This is a genomic window from Devosia sp. GW821-FHT12F11, from assembly GCF_058806655.1.
Genome location: NZ_JBXAPX010000001.1, coordinates 1,002,849 through 1,022,325 on the forward strand (window position 1 = coordinate 1,002,849; position 19,477 = coordinate 1,022,325).

Here is a 19,477-nt window from a genome sequence, read left to right on the forward strand (position 1 = left end):
GAGTGCGCCGGGGGGCGGTATGATCAAGTCCGAACTCGTGCAGCGACTGTCCGACGAGAATCCGCATCTGTTTCAGCGCGATATCGAGAACATCGTGAACGCCATCCTCGATGAGGTCGGCGATGCGATGGCCCGCGGTGACCGCGTCGAGCTGCGCGGCTTCGGTGCCTTCTCGGTGAAGAACCGGCCGGCGCGTGTCGGCCGCAATCCCAGAACCGGCGAAACCGTCGACGTGGGCGAGAAGTACGTGCCGCAGTTCAAGGCCGGCAAGGAAATCCGTGAGCGGATCAATCGCGCGGGATGATGTCTGGCATTTCCGATGATTAGACGCATTGTCGGCTGGTTCGTGCTGGTGCCGCTTTGCGCGGTGCTGATTGTGTTCGCCCTGGCCAACCGCCAGCTGGTGGTGGTGAACTTCAACCCCTTCGCGCCGGTCGAAGCCCTGAGCTCGCCGGGTGTCGGCGTGCCGCTGTTCCTGGTGCTGTTTGCCGTGCTGCTGGTCGGCGTGCTGCTCGGCGGCGTCGCCACCTGGTTCGCCCAGGGGCCGCATCGCCGCGACGAGCGCCATTTCAAGCGCGAGACCGAACGGTTGCATCGCGAGCTGGAGGTTGCCCGCCGCTCGCCCGAACCCCCGGCGCTTGGCGCCGAAGATTTCGTTCCCAACTGATCCAAGGCACATGTCCGACCCCCTCATCGTCAAGATCTGCGGCATCAGGACCCCGGCCCTGCTCGACGCGGCCATCGACGCCGGCGCCGACATAGTCGGCTTCATGCATTTCGAGCGCAGCCCCCGGCATGTCGACCTCGAAACGCTGCAGGAGCTGATCTCGGCAGCACGCGGCCGGATCGAAACCTGCGTCGTCCTGGTCAATCCGGACAATTCCTGCGTCATGGAAATCGCCGCTTTGTCGCCCGACTGGATCCAGTTGCACGGCCCCGAAACGCCGCATCGGGTCGAGGCGATCCGCGACGAGGCCGGCATCGCCATCATGAAGGCCATCGGCATCAGCACCGCCGACGATGTGGCGCATGTCGCCGACTTCGCCGATGTCGCCGATCGCATCCTGCTCGACGCCAAGGCGCCCAAAGGGGCCGATCGCACCGGCGGACACGGCGTACCGTTCGACTGGAGCCTGCTCAAGGCGCTTGACCCCAGCCTTCCATTCATGCTTTCCGGGGGCCTCACGCCCGAGACGGTGGGAGAGGCAATCCGGGCCGTTCGACCGATGGCCGTGGATGTCTCCTCCGGCGTCGAAACCGCGCCCGGCGTCAAGGACGCGGCGCTGATCCGGGCTTTCATCGAGCAGGCGCGAGCCGCACACGGGTAGGAGTTCAGCAGTGACCGCGACCGGGGCCAATTCCCTTCGCAACGGCCCCGACGAGCAGGGCCGCTTTGGGCTCTATGGCGGCCGTTTCGTCGCCGAAACGCTGATGCCGCTGATCCTCGACCTCGAGAAGGCCTATCGCGCGGCACAGGCCGATCCTGCGTTCCAGGCTCAGATCAAGCACCTCGCCACCCACTATGTCGGCCGCCCCTCGCCGCTCTATTTCGCCGAGCGGCTGACCGAGCAGCTTGGCGGGGCCAAGGTTTACTTCAAGCGCGAAGAGCTGAACCACACCGGCTCGCACAAGATCAACAACACGCTCGGCCAGATCCTGCTCGCCAAGCGCATGGGCAAGACCCGCATCATCGCCGAGACCGGCGCCGGCCAGCACGGCGTGGCGACGGCGACGGTCTGCGCCAAGTTCGATTTGCCCTGCGTGGTGTTCATGGGCGCCACCGACGTCGAGCGGCAATATCCCAACGTGTTGCGCATGAAGATGCTCGGCGCCGAGGTCCGCCCGGTTACCGCCGGCGCCGGCACGCTCAAGGACGCCATGAACGAGGCGCTGCGCGACTGGGTCACCAATGTCGAGACCACCTATTACCTGATCGGCACCGCTGCCGGCCCGCACCCCTATCCGGAGATGGTGCGCAACTTCCAGTCGGTGATCGGCGAAGAGATCAAGGCGCAGATGCAGGTCGAGACCGGCAGGCTGCCCGACGCGGTCGTCGCCTGCGTCGGCGGCGGCTCCAACGCCATCGGCACCTTCCACGCCTTCCTCGACGATCCCTCGGTCAAGCTCTATGGCGCCGAAGCCGGCGGCCATGGCATCGAAGTCGAGAACGGCCACGCCGCCTCGATGACCGGCGGCCGCCCCGGCGTGCTGCACGGTAACCGCACCTACCTCTTGCAGGATGCCGACGGCCAGATCCTCGAGGGGCACTCGATTTCGGCCGGCCTCGACTATCCCGGCGTCGGCCCCGAGCACTCCTACCTGCATGATACCAAGCGCGTCACCTACGCGCCCATCACCGACCAGGAAGCGCTCGACGCCTTCCAGCTCTGCACCAGGCTCGAAGGCATCATCCCGGCGCTGGAAAGCGCCCATGGCCTGGCGCAGCTGATGAAGGTCGCGCCGACTATGAGCAAGGACGAAACCATCGTCCTCTGCCTTTCCGGCCGCGGCGACAAGGACGTCGAAAGTGTCGGCCGCTACCTCGGGATGAACAGCTGATGACCACCCGCATCCCCGCACGTTTTGCGCTCTGTGCCTCGCAGAACCGTCCGGCGCTCGTCGCCTACACCATGGCCGGTGATCCGGACCTCGCCACCGCCCAGGCCATCCTCGAGGCGCTGCCGGGCGCCGGCGCCGACATCATCGAACTCGGCATGCCGTTCTCCGACCCGATGGCCGATGGCCCGGGCGTCCAGGCTGCCGGCCAGCGCGCCCTCGCGGCGGGCCAGACGATGAAGAAGACGCTGGCGATGGTCGAGGCCTTCCGCAAAAAGGACGACGAGACCCCGGTCGTCCTGATGGGCTACTACAACCCGATCTACATCTTCGGCGTCGATGCCTTCCTCACGGCTGCCAAGGCCGCGGGGGTGGATGGCCTGATCGTCGTCGACCTGCCGCCCGAGGAAGATGAAGAGCTCTGCATTCCTGCCCTGAAGGCCGGCCTCAACTTCATCCGGCTCGCCACCCCGACCACCGATGACGCCCGCCTGCCGGCGGTGCTCAACAACACCTCGGGCTTCGTCTATTACGTCTCGATGACCGGCATCACCGGCGCCAGCATCAAGAACCATGCCGCGGTGGGCGAAGCGGTCACCCGCATCAAGGGCCATACCGACCTGCCGGTCGTGGTCGGCTTCGGCATCAAGACCGCCGACGACGCCGCCCGCATGGGCCGCGACTCCGATGGCATCGCCGTCGGAACTGCCATCTGCAACGCCGTGCTCGGTTCGCTCGAGAACGGCAAGGCCACGGCCGGCACCGTTGCCGCGGTGACGACACTGGTCGCGGGCCTCTCGAGCGGCGTGAAGCGGGCGAAGGCGGCCGCCTGACCGCAGCAAGGCCCTCCGACTTCCGAGGTCTGGCGAGTTAGCCTCTCGCTCACCAACTGTTCCTATGTTCGGAACGGCACGCGCTGTCGTGCCGTTGCAGTTGGGAACGGAGCTCTCTGATGCGCAGGACACTCGGCATACTTGGCGGCCTGGCGCTTGGGCTGTGCCTCAGCCAGTTCCCCGAATATGCCCAGCAATACACCCAGCGCCTGGGCGGCGCGGTCGACGAGCTGCGCATCATCACTGCCGAGTTCGAGGTCGCGGCAAAGGAGGCGGGTCTCACTCTGGAGCAGGCGATCGACCGCTATTCGAAGACCGGCGACAGCTTCATTGCCGCCCGCGGCGAGTCGATGGCACGGACCTTCTCACGCTATCAGCAGCTCTCTGCCACCTTGGCCGAAGTGCGCGGCGCCGCCGGCTGGGAGCGATTTACCCGGATGCCGGAGTATTTCGATACTGAGATCGGCCAGCGCACCCTCAGCGATTACCAGCCGGCGGTGCCGGTGACGGTCGAAGGGCTGAGCTATGCCGCCGCCGGCTTCGGCGTGGGCTACGTGATCCTGTCGGCAATCGTCGGGGTGCTGATGTTGCCGTTCCGGCGCCGTCGCGTGCGTTATGTCGAGCGCCGGCCCTGAGGGGCCTTTGTCGAGCCGCATGAAGCGGGCCAAAGCGGCAGCCTGATCGGCCGCCATCTTGTCGCTCGGCTCAGCCGCGGCTGAGGCAGCTTTCCAGCTTGCTCTTTGCCTTGAGGCCACCCTGCCACTCGACCTCGGCAACTTTCTTGTTGCCGACCAGCAGCTTGAAGCTCTGCGTGTCTTCCATGCCGTCGAGCGCCGCCTCGATACTGGGCACGGCCAGTGCGATGGCGCCCCAGGCATCGCCGGCGAGACGATAGTTGAACGCCTTGACCTTCTGCGGCGCGCCATCGGCCTGATCGAGCGTCACGCTGATGGTTTTCACCTCTGCAGGTGTCGGGACATTCGGGCCCCAGAAGGTGATGAGTGCTCCGGCATAGTCGCCGCCCGGCCCGGACAGGCGCACCATGCCTTCGCCCCGCCAGTAGAGGGCGGCACAATACTCGCCCGGTGCAGCCTTGGCGTTGTCCTGGAAATAGTCCCAGCCGCCCTTGCTGTAGCGCTCATAGGCCTTGCGGAAGCCCGGGTCCTGCAGCCGTTCCTCGAGCGCCGCCTGCTCGGCGCTTACTGCGCTGACAAAGCTTGCCGCCTCGTTGCTCAGCGAACGGCCCGGATCCTCGGCATAGGCCGAATAGTCGATGTCGCCGCTATAGTAGCCGCTGTCGTAATAGTCGTCGCCGTAATATTCTTCCTCTCCGTAGTAATCGCCGTAGGAATACATTCCAGACGAAATGTCGACCATATTCTGGTGGTGTTGCGCATTCATCGCGCAGATGTTGGGCAGGTCGGAACAGGCCGAAGCCGGCGCCGCAAGCAGTATGGTCCATACCGCCGAGGCGGCAAAAATAGCCTGTCGAAACAATGTCGTGCGTCGCACGGCTTTCTCTCCTCAAGCCCCCCGCCCGCAACCACACACTGCTGGCCTTCGGCGGTCAAGAGGTGAGACATAAAGCTTTCTTTATATCCCGGTTGATAGCGGCCTCCAGCTTCAGTATAAGACCGCAACAGCACGACAAGACGGAGACAGGGCCGATGGCCAGCAACAACGACTACGTGGTCCGCGACATCGGCCTCGCCGATTATGGCCGCAAGGAAATCGGCATGGCCGAGATCGAAATGCCCGGCCTGATGGCGATCCGCGAGGAATATGCCGCAAAGCAGCCGTTGAAGGGCGCCCGCATTGCCGGCTCGCTCCACATGACCATCCAGACCGCCGTGCTGATCGAGACGCTGAAGGCGCTCGGCGCTGATGTCCGCTGGGTCAGCTGCAACATCTTCTCGACCCAGGACCATGCCGCCGCCGCCATCGCCGCCGCCGGCATCTCGGTGTTCGCCAAGAAGGGCGAGAGCCTCGAAGAATACTGGGACTACACCGACCGCATGATGGAATGGCCCGGCGGCCAGACCCCCAACATGATCCTCGATGATGGCGGCGATGCCACCATGCTGGTGCTGACCGGCGCCAAGGCCGAGACCGATCCGTCGGTGCTGGCTAACCCGCACTCCGAGGAAGAGGAAATCTTCTTCGCGCTGATCAAGAAGCGCCTGGCGCAGGACCCGAAATTCTACTCGAAGATCCGCGCCAACATCCGCGGCGTCTCCGAAGAGACCACCACGGGCGTCATGCGGCTCTATCAGCTGCAGCAGAAGGGCGAGCTGCCCTTCCCGGCGATCAACGTCAACGACAGCGTCACCAAGTCGAAGTTCGACAACAAGTACGGCACGCGTGAATCCCTCGTCGACGCCATTCGCCGCGGCACCGACGTGATGCTGGCCGGCAAGGTAGCGATCGTCTGCGGCTATGGTGACGTCGGCAAGGGCTCGGCCCAGTCGCTGCGTGGCGCAGGCGCCCGCGTGCTGGTCACCGAAGTCGATCCGATCTGCGCGCTGCAGGCGGCGATGGACGGCTATGAAGTGGTGACCCTCGAGGACGCCGCGCACCGCGCCGACATCGTCGTTACCGCGACGGGGAACAAGGACGTCGTCAGCCTCGACGACATCCGCAACCTCAAGGACATGGCGATCGTCTGCAACATCGGCCATTTCGACAACGAGATCCAGGTGGCGGAGCTCCGCAACTTCAAGTGGACCAACGTCAAGCCGCAGGTCGATATCGTCGAGCTCTCGGCCAATAAGCGCATCGTGCTGCTGTCGGAAGGCCGCCTCGTCAACCTCGGCAACGCCACCGGCCACCCGAGCTTCGTGATGAGCGCCTCGTTCGCCAACCAGACCCTGGCGCAGATCGAGCTGTGGACCAATGGCGACAAGCTCACCAAGGCCGTGCACGTGCTGCCCAAGCACCTCGACGAGAAGGTGGCTGAACTCCACCTCGCCAAGCTCGGCGCCAAGCTGACCAAGCTGTCGAAATCGCAGGCCGACTATATCGGCGTCAGCGAAACCGGCCCGTTCAAGTCCGAGCAGTACCGCTACTGACGGGTTACGCTTCGAACTCTGAAGGGCGCCCAGCGGGCGCCCTTTTTCATTGCACCGGCGGTGCGGTGATCCTCCCCCTTGTGGCGGGGGAAGGGGGGACCAGCAAAGCTGGTGGAGGGGGCGGCCAAATCTAACCGGCGGTCTTGCCGCCCCCTCCACCACCCTTCGGGCGGTCCCCCTCCCCCGCCACGCGGGGGAGGATCACAGGAGGGGCCGGTGGCCCACGCACCGCACCCGGCAAAATAATCCCCCCAAATCAGCGCGGCGTTAACGAAGCGTTCACTGTTCGGACTCGGGTCAACTCCCATTCTCGGGGCATTCCCCGCTGTTCACATACAATTAGACTCTTTTTGCGCGATTCCGCGCCCGGTAATGTCTGGTGATTCGGCGGTTACGGGTTTTGGCCTGCCGAAGGCGCGGCGAATCAATGGGGCTCGGCGCGGCGGCAAGTGCGGTGTTCGCTGTCCGGTCCGGGCAGCGATGAGCGGCATAATCGGTTAGGGGCAGTATATGGCGCCGGATAGGGTCCGGAACGATTGGGGATTCGCAGGTCTATCAGCGAGTCTGGTAACCCTTTTGAGTGCGTCCCCCGCCCTGGCCCAGGGCATCACTGCCAACAATGTGATGGGTGCTGCGCCCGTCGCCATCGCACTCGGCGCCGGCGCCTTCGCGCTGATCGCCATGGCGCTGGTGCGCCGCATGCTGCGCGACAATCGGCTGGCGCGCTCCCGCGCCGCAGAACAGATCGCCGGGCTCCGCGCCCGCGTCGACGAATATGAGGCGCTGCTCTCGGGCGGCCGCGAAATCATCGTGCTGTGGGCCAGCGCCGGCGAAGGCCCGCGCTTCCTCGGCCAGGCTTCGGCCCTGCTGCCCCCCGGGCGCCGCGCTGAAGCGGTACTGGATTTCGCCTCTTGGCTCGGCGAGGCCGATGCCGATCGCATCGCCCGCGCCATCGAAAATCTCCGCGTCGGCGGCCGCGGCTTCGAGCTGACGCTCAAGGCCAGCGATGGCCGCACCGTGCGCGCCTCGGGCTCGCTGCTCGGCAACGGCGCCGCCCTCCGGCTCCGGCCGGCGGCGATTGCACCGCAGGGCGAACTGGTTGCAGCAGCTTCGGTATCGCAAGCCACGCAGACCGCCACCGACCACGCCACGGCCCGTACGGTGCTCGCCAGCCTCGGCAAGCCGGCATTCCTGCGCGATGGAGCCGGCCGCCTCGTCTTCGCCAACGCCGCCTACCACGACCTGGCGCGGGCGCTGGGCCGCAAGACCAGCGAGAGCCAGCCGGCCGAACTGGTCGACTACGGCCTGTTGCAGCGCAACCGCGCCATTCTTGGCGATGCGCGCAAGCCCCAGAGCACCATGGTGACGCTGGGTGAGATCGGCGATTTCGAGGTCGTCGATTTCCCGGTCAATGGTGGCTCGGCCGGCTACCTGCATGCCCGCCAGGACAGTGCCCCGCGCGATGCCGGGCTGTCGCATCTCAGCGCCATCATCGATGCACTGGCGACGCCGATCGCCATCTTCAATCCCAATCGCGAGCTGGTGCAGTTCAACCGCGCCTACTGCACCATGTGGGATATCGACCCGAACTGGCTGAAGCTCGGCATGGACGAGCGCGCCATCCTCGACAAGCTCCGCACTGACGGCAAGCTGCCCAACGAGCCCGACTATCAGGGCTGGCGCACCCGGCACCTCAGCGCCTACCAGCTGCGCGTGCCCAAGGAACTCGAGCCCTGGCACCTGCCCGACGGGCGCACCGTGCAGGTGATTGCCGCTCCGGCCGGGCCGAAGGGCGGGGTGATCTATGTCTTCGAGGATATCACCGACCAGCTGAACTTGAAGAGCCAGCACAAGGTTGTGCTGGACGTGCAGCGTTCGACCCTCAACGCGCTGAGCGAAGCCGTGGCGGTGTTCGGCACCAATGGGCGGCTGACGCTGTCGAACCCGAAACTCTCGACGGTGTGGAAGCTGCCGGCGAACCTCTTCGCCGAGACGCCGCATATCGACCAGATCGCCGAGGCCGCGGCGCGGGCCCTGCCCGAAGACGGGGCGACGATCTGGCGCGACCTGAAGCGCTCGATCATCGATCTCAACCCGACGCGCTCCGATCGGCAGGGTCGCATCACCCGGGCCGACGGCAAGCTGATCGACTATGCCATCGTGCGGCTGCCCGACGGCCAGACGATGATGACCTTCCTCGATGTAACGGAGAGCGCCAACTACCAGCGGGTGTTGAAGGAGCGCAACGACGCCCTGATCACCGCCGACCGGCTGAAGGATGCGTTCGTGCAGAACGTCTCCTACGAACTGCGCTCGCCGCTCACCAACATCATCGGTTTTGCCGACCTGCTCGCCTCGGGCGCCGCCGGCGAACTCAACGACAAGCAGCACAGCTACACCGACTTCATCCGCGCCTCGAGCGCCACGCTGGGCGTGTTGATCGACAACATTCTCGACCTCGCGACGGTCGATGCCGGCATTGCCGAGCTACAGCCCGAGCCGCAGGATGTCGCGACCCTGGTCGACAAGGCGCGTGCCGGCCTCGCCGCCACTTTCCCCGATATCGATGGCGAGCCCTCGCTCAATCTCAAGGTCATCGTCGAACCCGACCTGCCGCCGTTCATCGCTGACGGCACCCGCATCGTGAACGTGCTCTATAACCTCCTCTCGAACGCCGCCCGCTTCTCCGAGCCGGGTGGCGAGGTACGGCTCACGGTCAGCGGCCGCACCGGTCGCATCCAGTTCGTCGTCGAGGACGAGGGCGCCCCGATGAGCGAGGAAATGCGCGTCGCGCTGCTCGATCGCAACGAGGCGCTGGCCGGCCCGGTCCGCCAGCGCGGCGCCGGCCTCGGCCTCTCGATCGTCCGCGCCTTCGTCAACATGCATGGCGGCACCATAGCGGTGGAGCGGCGCGAGCCGCGTGGCACCCGCATTGTCGTGAGCCTCCCCAGCGACGCCGCCATGGCCGGCGCCGCCGAGTAGGGCTTTGCGTCCGCTGCCATCCTCGGCTATCCGAAACCGATGAGCGCCACGCCACAGACCCTGTTCCTCGCCGACGACGACGCGACCGCCGATCTCGGCCGCCGCCTCGCTGCGGTGCTGCGTCCGGGCGACCTGGTGCTGCTCGAAGGCGATCTCGGCGCCGGTAAGACGGCTTTGGCCCGCACCGTGATCCGCACCCTCGTCGGTGATGCCGGGCTCGATGTGCCCTCGCCGAGCTTTGCCCTGGTGCAGCCCTACGAAGCCAACGGCCATCCCGCGCTGCATGCCGACCTCTACCGCATCTCCAGCCCGCGCGAGGTCGACGAACTCGGCCTGTTCGACCGGACCGACGCGATCGTCCTGGTCGAATGGCCGGAGCGCTCGGACGAGGTGGTGCAGCAGGCGACGGTTCGCGTCTCCCTTGCAGTGCCCTCGGGTGGCGACGGTCGAATGGTGACGGTGGAGTTCGAAGACGGACGGGTTTTGTAGCTCTCCACGGGATCGCGTACTCTGCACACCGCTCCTCAATCGCCACACCCACGGAGTCATTCCCCCGAAAGCGGGAACCCCTGTTTGCGGTGCCGGCCAAGAAAACGGAGGTCCCGGCTTTCGCGGGGATGACACCGAGTTTGCGGCGCCATTGGGTGGGCAAGCGTATATAGCCGCCCCCTCAACCGGCGGCACTACGCCGCTGGACTTCCCGCGTCCCACCGAGTCAAATCGCCGACCATGCGCCGCGACTCGCTCTTCACTATCGCGCCCCACGCGCCCTTTCTCGCGACGCTCGCCGAGCGGGTGCTCGATGGCCGCTTGCTGGGCGATTGGCCGCGCCAGGGCGCCTTCTGGCTGAGCGACATCACCATCATCCTCCCCACCCGGCGCGCCCGCTTCGTCCTTGCCGAAGAATTCGCGCGGCGCCTCGGTGGTACGGTGCTGTTGCCCGACATCCGGACCTTTGGCGGTGAGGTGGCAGATGAGGAGCCGTTCCTGCCGCCCTTCGATGCGCCGGCCAGCAAGCCCGCGGCCTCGCTGCTCGAACGCCGGCTGACCCTGTCGCATCTGGTGCGGCTGTTCGCCGAGCGGGCCGAGAGCTTTGCCACCCCGCCCAACCCGGCCGAGATCTTCTGGCTCGCCGACTCGCTGGGCGAGGTGATCGACGATTTCACCATCGCCGGCATCGCTACCGAAAAGCTCAAGGAACTGGTGCCCGAAGAGCTGGCCGATAACTGGCAGAAGGTGCTGGAGTTCCTCGACGTGGCGCTGCAGGCCTGGCCGGCGATCCTCGCAGAACGTGGCCGCATCGACGCCGCCACCGCCCGCAACGAGCGGCTGCTGCGCCAGGCGGGGGCGGCGAGCTTCGTCTATGGCGAGCGCCCGGTGATCGCCGCCGGCTCCACCGGCTCGATCCCCGCCACCGCGGCGCTGCTCAAGGCCGTGGCAGCACTGCCGCGCGGCGTCGTCGTGCTGCCGGGGCTCGATACCTCGTTCACCCCGGATCGCCACGACCGGATGATCAACGGCGAGACCACCCAGGGCCATCCGCAATATGGCCTGATGAAGCTCTTGCGCAGCCTCGAGGCCGGCGTCGGCGAGGTGGTGGAACTGGGCGGTGAGACGCCCCGTACCGCGCTGGTGCAGGCAGCACTGGCGCCGGCCAGCGAAACGCCGGCCTGGCCGATCCTCCGCGCCGATATTCCGGTGAGCCGGGCGCTCGACGGCGTCAGCATCCTCGCCGCCCGCAACGCCGACGTCGAGGCGCGCGCCATCGCGCTGGCCGCCCGCGCTACGCTGGCCGAGGGCAAGACCGTCGGCATCGTGGCGCGCGATCAGACGCTGGCGCGGCGCATCGCGGCCGAACTTAACCGCCACGGCGTGGTGGTCGACGATGCGGCGGGCACGCCGCTGTTCCAGTCGGCGGCCGGGCGGCTGGCGCGGCAGGTGCTGGCCATCGCCACCGACGACTATGCGCCGGTCGACATCATCTCGCTGCTGCGCAACGCCGCCGTGTCGCTCGACCTCGATCGCTTCCTCGTCCGCAAGCTCACCGACCATCTCGACCTGCGGTTGCGTTCGGAGCGTCCCGGCGCCGGCATCGCCGGCTTGCGGGCCCTATCCGACCACGCCGAACTGCCGGCACTGCTCGATCGGCTCGATGCTGCGATGGCGCCGATCGTGACGCTCAGGACGCGCGAGCGCATCACCGCCCCCGAGCTCGCCTCGGCGCTGCTGACGACGCTCGACGCGCTGATCGCCGAGGCCGAGCTGCCTGGGATCGCCGAGCTCCGCCGTTGGGCCGAGGAACTGGCGGCGCTCGACCAGGGCGGCACCGCCTTTCAGCCGTTCGACCTCGAAGCCGTGCTCGAGGCGCTGCTCACCGGCAGCAAGACGCAGAACCCGGTGCCGGCGCGCGACGACATCCATATCTGGGGCGAACTCGAAGCCCGCCTGATGAACCCCGACCTGATGATCCTCGCCGGCATGAACGAGGACATCTGGCCGCCGGTCGCCGACCCCGGCCCCTGGCTCAGCCGCGGCATGCGCATCGGCATCGGGCTCGAGCCGCCCGAGCGCCGGCAGGGTCAGGCGGCGCATGATTTCGTAATGGCCGCCGGCAATGCCGAGGTGATCATCGCCTATGCCGAGCGCATCGGCACCTCACCGGCGCTGCCCTCGCCGCTGCTGCAGCGGCTCTACGCCTTCATCGGCGAGAGCGAGGCGAGGCTGGCGCGGGCGCGGGGCATGCGCTGGCTGGCTGAGGCCGATGCGATCGATCATGCCGGCGTGCCGCGCCCGGCCGACCGCCCGGCGCCCAATCCGCCCGCCCGCATCCGCCCACGGCGGCTGTCGATCACCGAAATCGAGCCGCTGATGCGCTCGCCCTATGACATTTACGCCCGGCATGTGCTCGCCCTCAAACGGATCGAGCCGCTCGGTACCGAGCCCAGCGCGCGCGAGCGCGGCACCATGATCCACGGCGTGTTCGAGAAATTCGTCCACGCCGGGCTTGATCTCGAACTGCCCGAAGCGCTGCCCGAGATGATGGAGATGGCGCGCGACGCCTTTGCCGGGCTCGACGCCATCAAGGAGCGCCGCGACATCTGGCTGAAGCGCTTCGAGCGTGCCGCCCGGCAGTTCCTCGACTATGAGCGGCGGCGCGACGCCGAGATCGTCGAACGCCACGCCGAGACCAAGGGCGAATGGCTGTTTCCGGCGCTCGATAACTTCACCCTGGTCGGCAAGGCGGACCGGCTCGACGTGAAGCGCGACGGCACGCTCGAGATCATCGACTTCAAGACCGGCGGGGTGCCGCAGCCCAAGGACATGACGGCGTTCGAGGCGCCGCAGCTGCTCCTCGAAGCGGCAATGGCGCGCGCCGGGGTGTTCCCCGGCATCTCGCCCCGCGACAGCTCGGCGCTCACCTATATCAAGATCGGCCTCGGGCCGGCGGCCTTCCAGATCAAGCCGTTCAAGCTCGTGAAGGGCATGAGCCTGATGGACGCGGTGGGCGAGATCGAACGCCGCATGCAACGCCACGTCGAGGCCTTCCTGCTGGTCGACGGCTTGCCGATGGCGGCGCGCATCCGGCCGCGGGTGGAAACCGGGAGGAAATCGTATCCCGGGCCGTACGATCACCTGGCGCGCACCGACGAATGGACGCTGACCGCGGGAGTGGATGATCCATGAGCCGGCGCCTTCTGAGCCCGATGCCGCAGCAGATCGTTGCGGCGCAGCGCGACGCCTCCGACCCCGAGCGCAGCGTCTGGGTGACGGCCAATGCCGGCTCGGGCAAGACCTATGTGCTGACCGCCCGGGTGCTGCGGCTGCTGCTCTCTGGCGCCAAGCCCGAGGAGATTCTCTGCCTCACCTACACCAAGGCCGCGGCAGCCGAGATGCGCGGCCGCGTCGCCGAACGGCTGGGCCAATGGGCGCTCGAAAGCGAAGACGAGCTGATCAAGGACCTGACGGCGCTCTCCGGCGTGCCGCCGACGCCGGCGATGCGGCTCCGCGCCCGTTCGCTGTTCGCCCGGGCGCTCGAAGCGCCGGGCGGCCTGCGGATACAGACTATCCACGCCTTCTGCGAAAGCGTGCTGCACCGCTTCCCGCGCGAGGCGGCGGTGCCGTTCGATTTCAGCGTGCTGGAAGAGCACCAGCGCGACAGCATGCTGCTCGAAGCGCGCGAGACCGTGCTGGCGGCAGGCCTGCGCGGCAGCGGCGAGGCGGCGGCGGTCGAAACGCTGTTCGGCCTCCTCAGTGATTTTCAGATCGAGACTGCCATCCTCGAGGCGCTGAACCAGCAGCGCACCTTGCGCCGGGTGCTGGCGCAGCCGCAGGCGGCCAAGCGCGAGTTGCACAAGCTCGTCGGCAATGTCGGCGGCATCGACGAGGTGATGGCGGAAATCAGTTCCGGCTACGGCCTCAGCCGCGACGACCACGCAGCGATCTTCGCGCTCATCACCCCCGACCCCTACGGCACCGATTTCGTCGATCGCCTCGCCCAGATCGACCCTGCCAATCCGGATGCCGACGACCTGCTCGATGCCTTCCTGACCCAGGCCGATCGCACAGCGCGTAAGACCCTGATCAAGAAGGCCACCGCGGTGCTGATCCCCGATATCGCGGCGCGCCTCGTGGCCGAGGGGCAGCGGCTCGAGCAGCTCCATCAGAAGCTGGTCACCGCTGAGCTGGTGGCGCGCAGCGAGGCGATGCTCGACGTGGTGGCGGCGATCTCGGCGCATTACGAGAAGGCCAAGCGCGCCCGTTCGCTGCTCGATTTCGACGACCTGATCGAAAGGCTCGCGGCGCTGCTGCGCGACGAGCAGCAGGGCCCCTGGGTCCGCTACAAGCTCGATGCCGGCCTCAGCCACATCCTGGTCGACGAGGGGCAGGATACCAACCCGCTGCAATGGCAGGTGGTGGGGGCGCTGATCGACGACTTCTTCTTCGGCGACAGCGCCGCCGATCGACCGCGCACGCTGTTCGCAGTGGGCGACCAGAAGCAGTCGATCTTCTCGTTCCAGGGCGCCGACCCAAAAGTGTTCGTCGAGGCTGGGCGGCAATACGCCTTCAGCGCCCGCGCCGCGCATTTCGAGATCACCCCGGTGCCGCTGCGCTACAGTTTTCGCACCTTGCCTAACGTCCTCAACGCCGTCGATGAGGTGTTCAAGCGCGCCGACCTCAAGGACGGGGCGCTCGAGGCGACGGGCGTCGCGCATTCGACCGCCCGTGCCGATGCCGGCGGGGTGGTGACGCTCTGGCCGCCGATCAAGGACCAGGCGGAAGAGACCGACCCCGAGAACTGGCCGACCGAGCCGCCGCTGATCCAGACGCAGAGCGCGCAGCGCCAGGTGGCCGAGAAGATCGCCCGGGAGATCAAGGGCTGGATCGACCAGAAGCGCCCGCTGGGGCCGCGCGGCAAGGCGGTGAGCGCCGACGATGTGCTGATCCTGGTCCAGGTGCGCAGCATCCTGTTCCACGAGATCATCCGGGCGCTGATCCGCGCCGGGGTGCCGACGCCGGGGGCCGACCGGCTGGCGGTCACCACCCATATCGGCGTGCTCGACATGATGGCGCTCGGCGATGTGCTGAGTAACCCGGCCGACGACCTGCAGCTGGCGGCCTTGCTGCGCTCGCCGCTGTTCGACGTCAGCGAGGATGACCTGCTGGCGGTGGCGCAGCCGCGCGGCGACAAGCGCCTGTGGCGGGCCATCGAAAGCGCTGAAATCCCCTCGGTGAAGGCGGCCTACGAGCAGCTCTATCGCTGGCGCAACCGGCTGGATTTCGAGCGGCCGTTCAACTTCTACGCCGACGTGCTCTATGCCGGCGGCGGTCTCAAGTGCATGCGTGGCCGTTTCGGCTCGGAGATCGACGACGTGATGGCCGAGTTCCTCGACCTGGCGCTGTCGCATGAGCAATCGCCGCAGCCCTCGCTGCTCGGCTTTTTGGCCGAACTGCGCTCGCGCGAGGTGACGATCAAGCGCGAGCTGGCAGAAGGCGGCGCCGGCGTGCGGGTGATGACGGTGCATGGCGCCAAGGGGCTCGAGGCGCCGATCGTCATCCTTGCCGATGCCGCCAGCACCGAGCGCGGCCGCGACCGGCGCAGCATCTACTTGCGGGCACAGCCGCCGCTCTTCGTTCACGCTTCGTCATCGGCAACCCACGCCCCGGCCACCACTGGCTTCAAGGACGAGGCCGACAGCGACCAGCTCAAGGAATACTGGCGGAAGCTCTATGTCGCCATGACCCGGGCCGAGGACGAGCTTTACGTCACCGGCTACCTGACCAAGCAGGGCAAGGTTGATGGCAGCTGGTACGAGGCGATCGAGCAGGGGCTGGGGCCGCTGAGCGAAACGGTCACCGATGCCGATGGCAATACCTCGGCGCTGCTCTATCCCAGGGAGCGGCCGGCGCCGGCGAAGCTCAAGCCGGTCGAGGCGCCGGTCGATCTCGGCGGCCCGGGGCTCGATCTGAAGCCGCTGCCGGAGCGCAAGGTGCGCAAGGTGTTGCGGCCATCGAGCGTCGAGACGCCGGCCGATCCCGACCGCACGCTGGCGACGCGGCTCGAAGAGGGGCTCGACCCCACGACGGCGCGGCTCGCCGGCACGGCGCTTCATGCCTTGCTGCAGCACCTCGCCAGGGTCGCCCCAGCCGATCGACCAGCGGTCGCGGCGCGCGCCCTGCCGCTGCTGTTGCCCGAAGCGCCGGCCCGGCATCAGGGGCTCGCCACCAAGGCGCTGTCGATCCTGTCGCGGCCGGAACTGGCACACCTGTTTGCCGAGGACAGCCGCGCCGAAGTCCCGTTCCTCGCCACTGCCGAGCACAAGGGCGAGACCGTGACCATTGCCGGCCGGATCGACCGGATGGTCGTGACGCCGGGTGGCGTGCTGCTGGTCGATTTCAAGTCTGATGCCGACCCGGTGATGGAACCCGAGCGGGTCAAACCCGGTTATCTCCTGCAGCTCGGGCTCTATGCGCTTGTTGCAAAGCAGCTTTTCCCGGGGCAGAGGATAGAAGCCGGCATCCTCTGGACTGAGTTGGAATCGCTGCTAAAATTGCCCGACGCCGCCTTGGCGAACGCGGCGCGGGGGTTCACCATCCGGTGACGTTCGTTGAAGTCACGCTGGACTCTACCTAGCTTTTGGATCAAACAGACCGCCGCTTTCAACCCAAAAGGCAATCCCAATGACAACCCACGTTTCCGACGCCAATTTTGGCGAGGAAGTCCTGTCCTCGAAGGAGCCCGTGCTCGTAGATTTCTGGGCCGAGTGGTGTGGCCCGTGTCGCGCCATCTCGCCGGTTCTGGAAGAGCTTTCGACTGAGCTGCAGGGCAAGGTGAAGATCGTCAAGCTCAACGTCGACGACAACCCGAACACCACCGTCAAGTACGGCGTCCGTTCGATCCCGACGATGATCCTGTTCAAGGGCGGCGAAGCCGCCGACATGAAGATCGGCGCGGGTACCCCCAAGGCCGGCCTCGCGAAGTGGCTCGAGAGCCACGCTGCCTAAGGGCGCGTCACTCGCTGCTTCCGGTAAGAAAACGCCGCTGGCTCCCGCCGGTGGCGTTTTTGTTTGCCGGCCGGAGCTGACGATGCATCCACCCCCACCGCTGTCATCCCGGCGCAGGCCGGGATCCATCCTGAGATGCTTGGGCTCCAGCGCGGGGCCGCGCCACCTCAGGATGGGCCCCGGCCTTCGCCGGGGTGACACGTGGTTGGGGGAGCTTCGAGGGCAACGTTCCCCCGATGCGCATCTCCACGCAAACCCATCCCTTCCCACCGCGCCCGACTCCCTGTACCGTCCATCGCCAATCGACGATGGAGACGATCATGGGTACGCGCGTCAACGACCAGAACTTCGAAGCCGAAGTGCTGAACTCAAGTAAGCCGGTACTGGTCGATTTCTGGGCCGAATGGTGCCCGCCCTGCAAGGCGATGGACCCGATCCTCGACGACCTCTCGACCGAGCTCGCCGCCAAGGTGAAGATCGTCAAGCTCGACGTCGATGCCAACCCTTCGACCGTGGTGAAGTACAACGTGCGCGCCATGCCGACGCTGATCGTCTTCAAGGATGGCGAACCGGTGGATTTCAAGGTCGGCGCCGGGCAGTCGCGCGTGCAGCTGATCAAGTGGCTCGACCAGTTCGCGGCCTAATTTGAGGCAGGGCTTTCCGGTGCGATCAGGCACGGAGCGCTTTCAGGAAGGTTGTGAGACTTTTCCGGTTCGAGAGCGCGACAGTTCAGCGAGTTGGAGCATTTCGCCGTTTCAATGAAACGGTGAAATTGCTCTAGTCAGCCCTCCGCACCGGAGGACTGCATGAATTTCGACAACCTCACCAAAGCTCCGTTCAACCTCGATGCCGAGGCGCTTGCCTGGGTTCGGCAGCGCTTTGCGGCGCTGACACCGGACGACAAGCTCCGCCAGCTGTTCACGCTGCTGTCGCGCGGCATGGATGCCGCCGACATCGAGCGAATTCGGGCGTTCCGGCCGGGCGGCATCACCCGGCATGCCGGCGCGGATGTGGCGGCGGAGCGGGCGCTGTTTGCCGATCTCAACGCCGCTGCGCCGGTGCCGCTGCTGATCTCGGCCGACCTCGAAGGCAGCCGGATGTCCCTCGCGGCCGGCGCCGAGATGCCCAATCCGCTGGCGCTGGCAGCCATCGACGATGTCGAGGTCACTGCCGAGGTCAGCCGGATCATGGCCGAGGAAGCCCGGGCCATCGGCATCAACTGGAGCTTCACCCCGGTTCTCGACATCAACGCCGCGTTCCGCAGCGCCATCGTCGCGACCCGTGGCTTCGGCTCGGACGTCGCGACCATCGAGCGGCACGCCATCACGCAGATGCGGGTGTTCCAGCAGCACGGCGTCGCCTCGGCGATCAAGCACTGGCCCGGCGAGGGCTTTGACGATCGCGACCAGCACCTCGTCACCACCATCAACCCGCTGTCGATGGAGGCGTGGGAGGCCAGTTTCGGGCGGCTCTATCGGGGGGCCATCGCCGCCGGCGCGCTTTCGGTGATGTCGGCGCATATCGCGCTCCCGGCTTTCGTGCGCGCGCTCGATCCCGATGCCGGGCTCGAGGCGTTCCGGCCGGCCTCGGTCAGCCGGCTGCTGAACGAGGAACTGCTGCGCAACCGGCTCGGCTTCAACGGGCTGATCGTTTCGGACGCGACGCCGATGGCAGGGCTCGGCGCCTGGGGCAAGCGCAGCGACACACTGCCGGAACTCGTCAGCGCCGGCTGCGACGTGATCCTGTTCTCCGATGATTACGAGCAGGACCTCGCCTATCTGGAAGCGGCGCTGGCGGATGGCCGGCTGAGCTGGCAGCGGGTCGACGAGGCGGTGATCCGCCAGCTCGGCCTCAAGGCCGCGGTCGGCCTCCACCAGCCCGCCACCGGCGGCGCGATCGGCAGTGCCGAGAACCGGGCCTATGCCCACGCCGTGGCAAAGCGGGCGCCGACCCTGGTCAAGGACACCCAGAACCTGCTGCCGCTCGATCCCGTGAGGCACAAGCGGATCCTGGTGATCTCCGGCGGCATCGTCTTCCCGTTCCTGCCGCACCCCTTGCCCTTCGCGCTGCCCGACCTGCTTGGCGAGAGGGGTTTCGAGGTGACGCTGCATGACGCCACCACCGAGGTGAGCGCCCAGAGCTTCGACCTGGTGCTCTACCTGTTCGGCGACGAAACGCTCTTGACCCGCGGCCGGATCTTCCTCGATTGGCTGCGGCTGACCGGCAGTTTCGGCAAGGCGATGCAGCGCCACTGGCACGACATCCCGACCGCGATGATCTCGTTCGGCTATCCCTACATGCTCTACGACGCGCCCCGGGTGCCGACCTACATCAACGCCTACTCGACCACCGAGACGATGCAGCGGGCGGTGGTGGAAGCGTTGCTCGGCGATATCCAGTGGAACCGGAACTCACCGGTCGACCCGTTCTGCGGGCTGGAGGATGCAAGGTATTGAGGAGCACACTCAGTGCCCTGTGAGGGCGCTCGCCGATAGAGACGGCCCCCTCCCATCCTCCCCCATAAAGGGGGCGGTG

General features: G+C 66.9%; 15 protein-coding genes. 14 read left to right on the forward strand and 1 reads right to left on the reverse strand.

The features are described from left to right. Positions 1-19: 19 nt before the first annotated feature. The 6 genes from AC1ROK_RS05045 to AC1ROK_RS05070 all read left to right on the forward strand — a co-directional run bounded on the left by AC1ROK_RS05045 (position 20) and on the right by AC1ROK_RS05070 (position 4,024). On the forward strand, positions 20-304 hold the full coding sequence (locus AC1ROK_RS05045; RefSeq protein ID WP_055876189.1) for an integration host factor subunit beta: 285 nt from the start codon (positions 20-22) through the stop codon (positions 302-304). A 15-nt stretch (positions 305-319) separates the two neighbouring features. After that, the gene (locus tag AC1ROK_RS05050) at positions 320-667 is read left to right on the forward strand and encodes a lipopolysaccharide assembly protein LapA domain-containing protein (RefSeq protein ID WP_055047554.1); all 348 of its coding nucleotides are present in this window, start codon (positions 320-322) and stop codon (positions 665-667) included. A gap of 10 nt (positions 668-677) precedes the next feature. After that, a complete protein-coding gene (locus tag AC1ROK_RS05055) occupies positions 678-1,328 on the forward strand; it encodes a phosphoribosylanthranilate isomerase (protein ID WP_492844445.1) in 651 nt (216 codons plus the stop codon). Positions 1,329-1,338: 10 nt separating this feature from the next. Next, the gene (gene trpB / locus AC1ROK_RS05060; protein WP_492844447.1) at positions 1,339-2,559 is read left to right on the forward strand and encodes a tryptophan synthase subunit beta; all 1,221 of its coding nucleotides are present in this window, start codon (positions 1,339-1,341) and stop codon (positions 2,557-2,559) included. After that, entirely contained in the window at positions 2,559-3,389 is an 831-nt protein-coding gene (gene trpA, locus AC1ROK_RS05065; RefSeq protein WP_492844449.1) for a tryptophan synthase subunit alpha, read from the forward strand. Before trpB ends, trpA begins: the two co-directional genes overlap by 1 nt. A gap of 119 nt (positions 3,390-3,508) precedes the next feature. Then, positions 3,509-4,024 (forward strand): DUF2937 family protein, encoded by a 516-nt coding sequence (locus AC1ROK_RS05070; RefSeq protein WP_492844451.1) that lies wholly within the window; start codon positions 3,509-3,511, stop codon positions 4,022-4,024. Positions 4,025-4,094: 70 nt separating this feature from the next. On the opposite strand, the gene AC1ROK_RS05075 is transcribed toward AC1ROK_RS05070, so the two are convergent. Next, positions 4,095-4,901 carry a hypothetical protein gene (locus AC1ROK_RS05075; protein WP_492844453.1) on the reverse strand — a complete coding sequence of 269 codons (807 nt, stop codon included), beginning with the start codon at positions 4,899-4,901 and terminating at the stop codon, positions 4,095-4,097. Between the two features lie 155 nt (positions 4,902-5,056). Between AC1ROK_RS05075 and ahcY the strand changes: the two genes are divergently transcribed. The 8 genes from ahcY to AC1ROK_RS05115 all read left to right on the forward strand — a co-directional run bounded on the left by ahcY (position 5,057) and on the right by AC1ROK_RS05115 (position 19,398). Then, positions 5,057-6,457: an adenosylhomocysteinase gene (gene ahcY, locus AC1ROK_RS05080; RefSeq protein WP_492844455.1), complete on the forward strand. Its 1,401-nt coding sequence runs from the start codon at positions 5,057-5,059 to the stop codon at positions 6,455-6,457. Positions 6,458-7,033: 576 nt separating this feature from the next. Further along, on the forward strand, positions 7,034-9,439 hold the full coding sequence (locus tag AC1ROK_RS05085; protein WP_492844457.1) for a sensor histidine kinase: 2,406 nt from the start codon (positions 7,034-7,036) through the stop codon (positions 9,437-9,439). A 39-nt stretch (positions 9,440-9,478) separates the two neighbouring features. Beyond that, positions 9,479-9,928 (forward strand): tRNA (adenosine(37)-N6)-threonylcarbamoyltransferase complex ATPase subunit type 1 TsaE, encoded by a 450-nt coding sequence (tsaE, locus tag AC1ROK_RS05090; protein WP_492844459.1) that lies wholly within the window; start codon positions 9,479-9,481, stop codon positions 9,926-9,928. 240 nt (positions 9,929-10,168) lie between these two features. Beyond that, positions 10,169-13,123, forward strand: a complete 2,955-nt coding sequence (gene addB, locus AC1ROK_RS05095; RefSeq protein WP_492844461.1) for a double-strand break repair protein AddB — start codon at positions 10,169-10,171, stop codon at positions 13,121-13,123. Next, on the forward strand, positions 13,120-16,539 hold the full coding sequence (gene addA, locus AC1ROK_RS05100) for a double-strand break repair helicase AddA (protein ID WP_492844463.1): 3,420 nt from the start codon (positions 13,120-13,122) through the stop codon (positions 16,537-16,539). Before addB ends, addA begins: the two co-directional genes overlap by 4 nt. 79 nt (positions 16,540-16,618) lie before the next feature. Next, complete coding sequence (gene trxA / locus AC1ROK_RS05105) at positions 16,619-16,942, forward strand: thioredoxin (protein WP_055047562.1); 324 nt, start codon at positions 16,619-16,621, stop codon at positions 16,940-16,942. 320 nt (positions 16,943-17,262) lie between these two features. Further along, positions 17,263-17,586 (forward strand): thioredoxin, encoded by a 324-nt coding sequence (gene trxA / locus AC1ROK_RS05110; protein WP_055047561.1) that lies wholly within the window; start codon positions 17,263-17,265, stop codon positions 17,584-17,586. 162 nt (positions 17,587-17,748) lie between these two features. Beyond that, positions 17,749-19,398: a glycoside hydrolase family 3 protein gene (locus tag AC1ROK_RS05115; RefSeq protein ID WP_492844466.1), complete on the forward strand. Its 1,650-nt coding sequence runs from the start codon at positions 17,749-17,751 to the stop codon at positions 19,396-19,398. The last annotated feature ends 79 nt before the right edge of the window (positions 19,399-19,477 follow it).

What these genes read in the sequence shown, in the direction of transcription:
- AC1ROK_RS05055 (WP_492844445.1), top strand. Translation starts at nt 678, where the DNA reads ATGTCCGACCCCCTCATCGTCAAGATCTGCGGCATCAGGACCCCGGCC.
- tsaE (WP_492844459.1), top strand. Translation starts at nt 9,479, where the DNA reads ATGAGCGCCACGCCACAGACCCTGTTCCTCGCCGACGACGACGCGACC.
- addB (WP_492844461.1), top strand. Translation starts at nt 10,169, where the DNA reads ATGCGCCGCGACTCGCTCTTCACTATCGCGCCCCACGCGCCCTTTCTC.
- trxA (WP_055047562.1), top strand. Translation starts at nt 16,619, where the DNA reads ATGACAACCCACGTTTCCGACGCCAATTTTGGCGAGGAAGTCCTGTCC.
- AC1ROK_RS05070 (WP_492844451.1), top strand. Translation starts at nt 3,509, where the DNA reads ATGCGCAGGACACTCGGCATACTTGGCGGCCTGGCGCTTGGGCTGTGC.
- AC1ROK_RS05050 (WP_055047554.1), top strand. Translation starts at nt 320, where the DNA reads ATGATTAGACGCATTGTCGGCTGGTTCGTGCTGGTGCCGCTTTGCGCG.
- addA (WP_492844463.1), top strand. Translation starts at nt 13,120, where the DNA reads ATGAGCCGGCGCCTTCTGAGCCCGATGCCGCAGCAGATCGTTGCGGCG.
- trpA (WP_492844449.1), top strand. Translation starts at nt 2,559, where the DNA reads ATGACCACCCGCATCCCCGCACGTTTTGCGCTCTGTGCCTCGCAGAAC.
- AC1ROK_RS05045 (WP_055876189.1), top strand. Translation starts at nt 20, where the DNA reads ATGATCAAGTCCGAACTCGTGCAGCGACTGTCCGACGAGAATCCGCAT.
- AC1ROK_RS05115 (WP_492844466.1), top strand. Translation starts at nt 17,749, where the DNA reads ATGAATTTCGACAACCTCACCAAAGCTCCGTTCAACCTCGATGCCGAG.
- trxA (WP_055047561.1), top strand. Translation starts at nt 17,263, where the DNA reads ATGGGTACGCGCGTCAACGACCAGAACTTCGAAGCCGAAGTGCTGAAC.
- ahcY (WP_492844455.1), top strand. Translation starts at nt 5,057, where the DNA reads ATGGCCAGCAACAACGACTACGTGGTCCGCGACATCGGCCTCGCCGAT.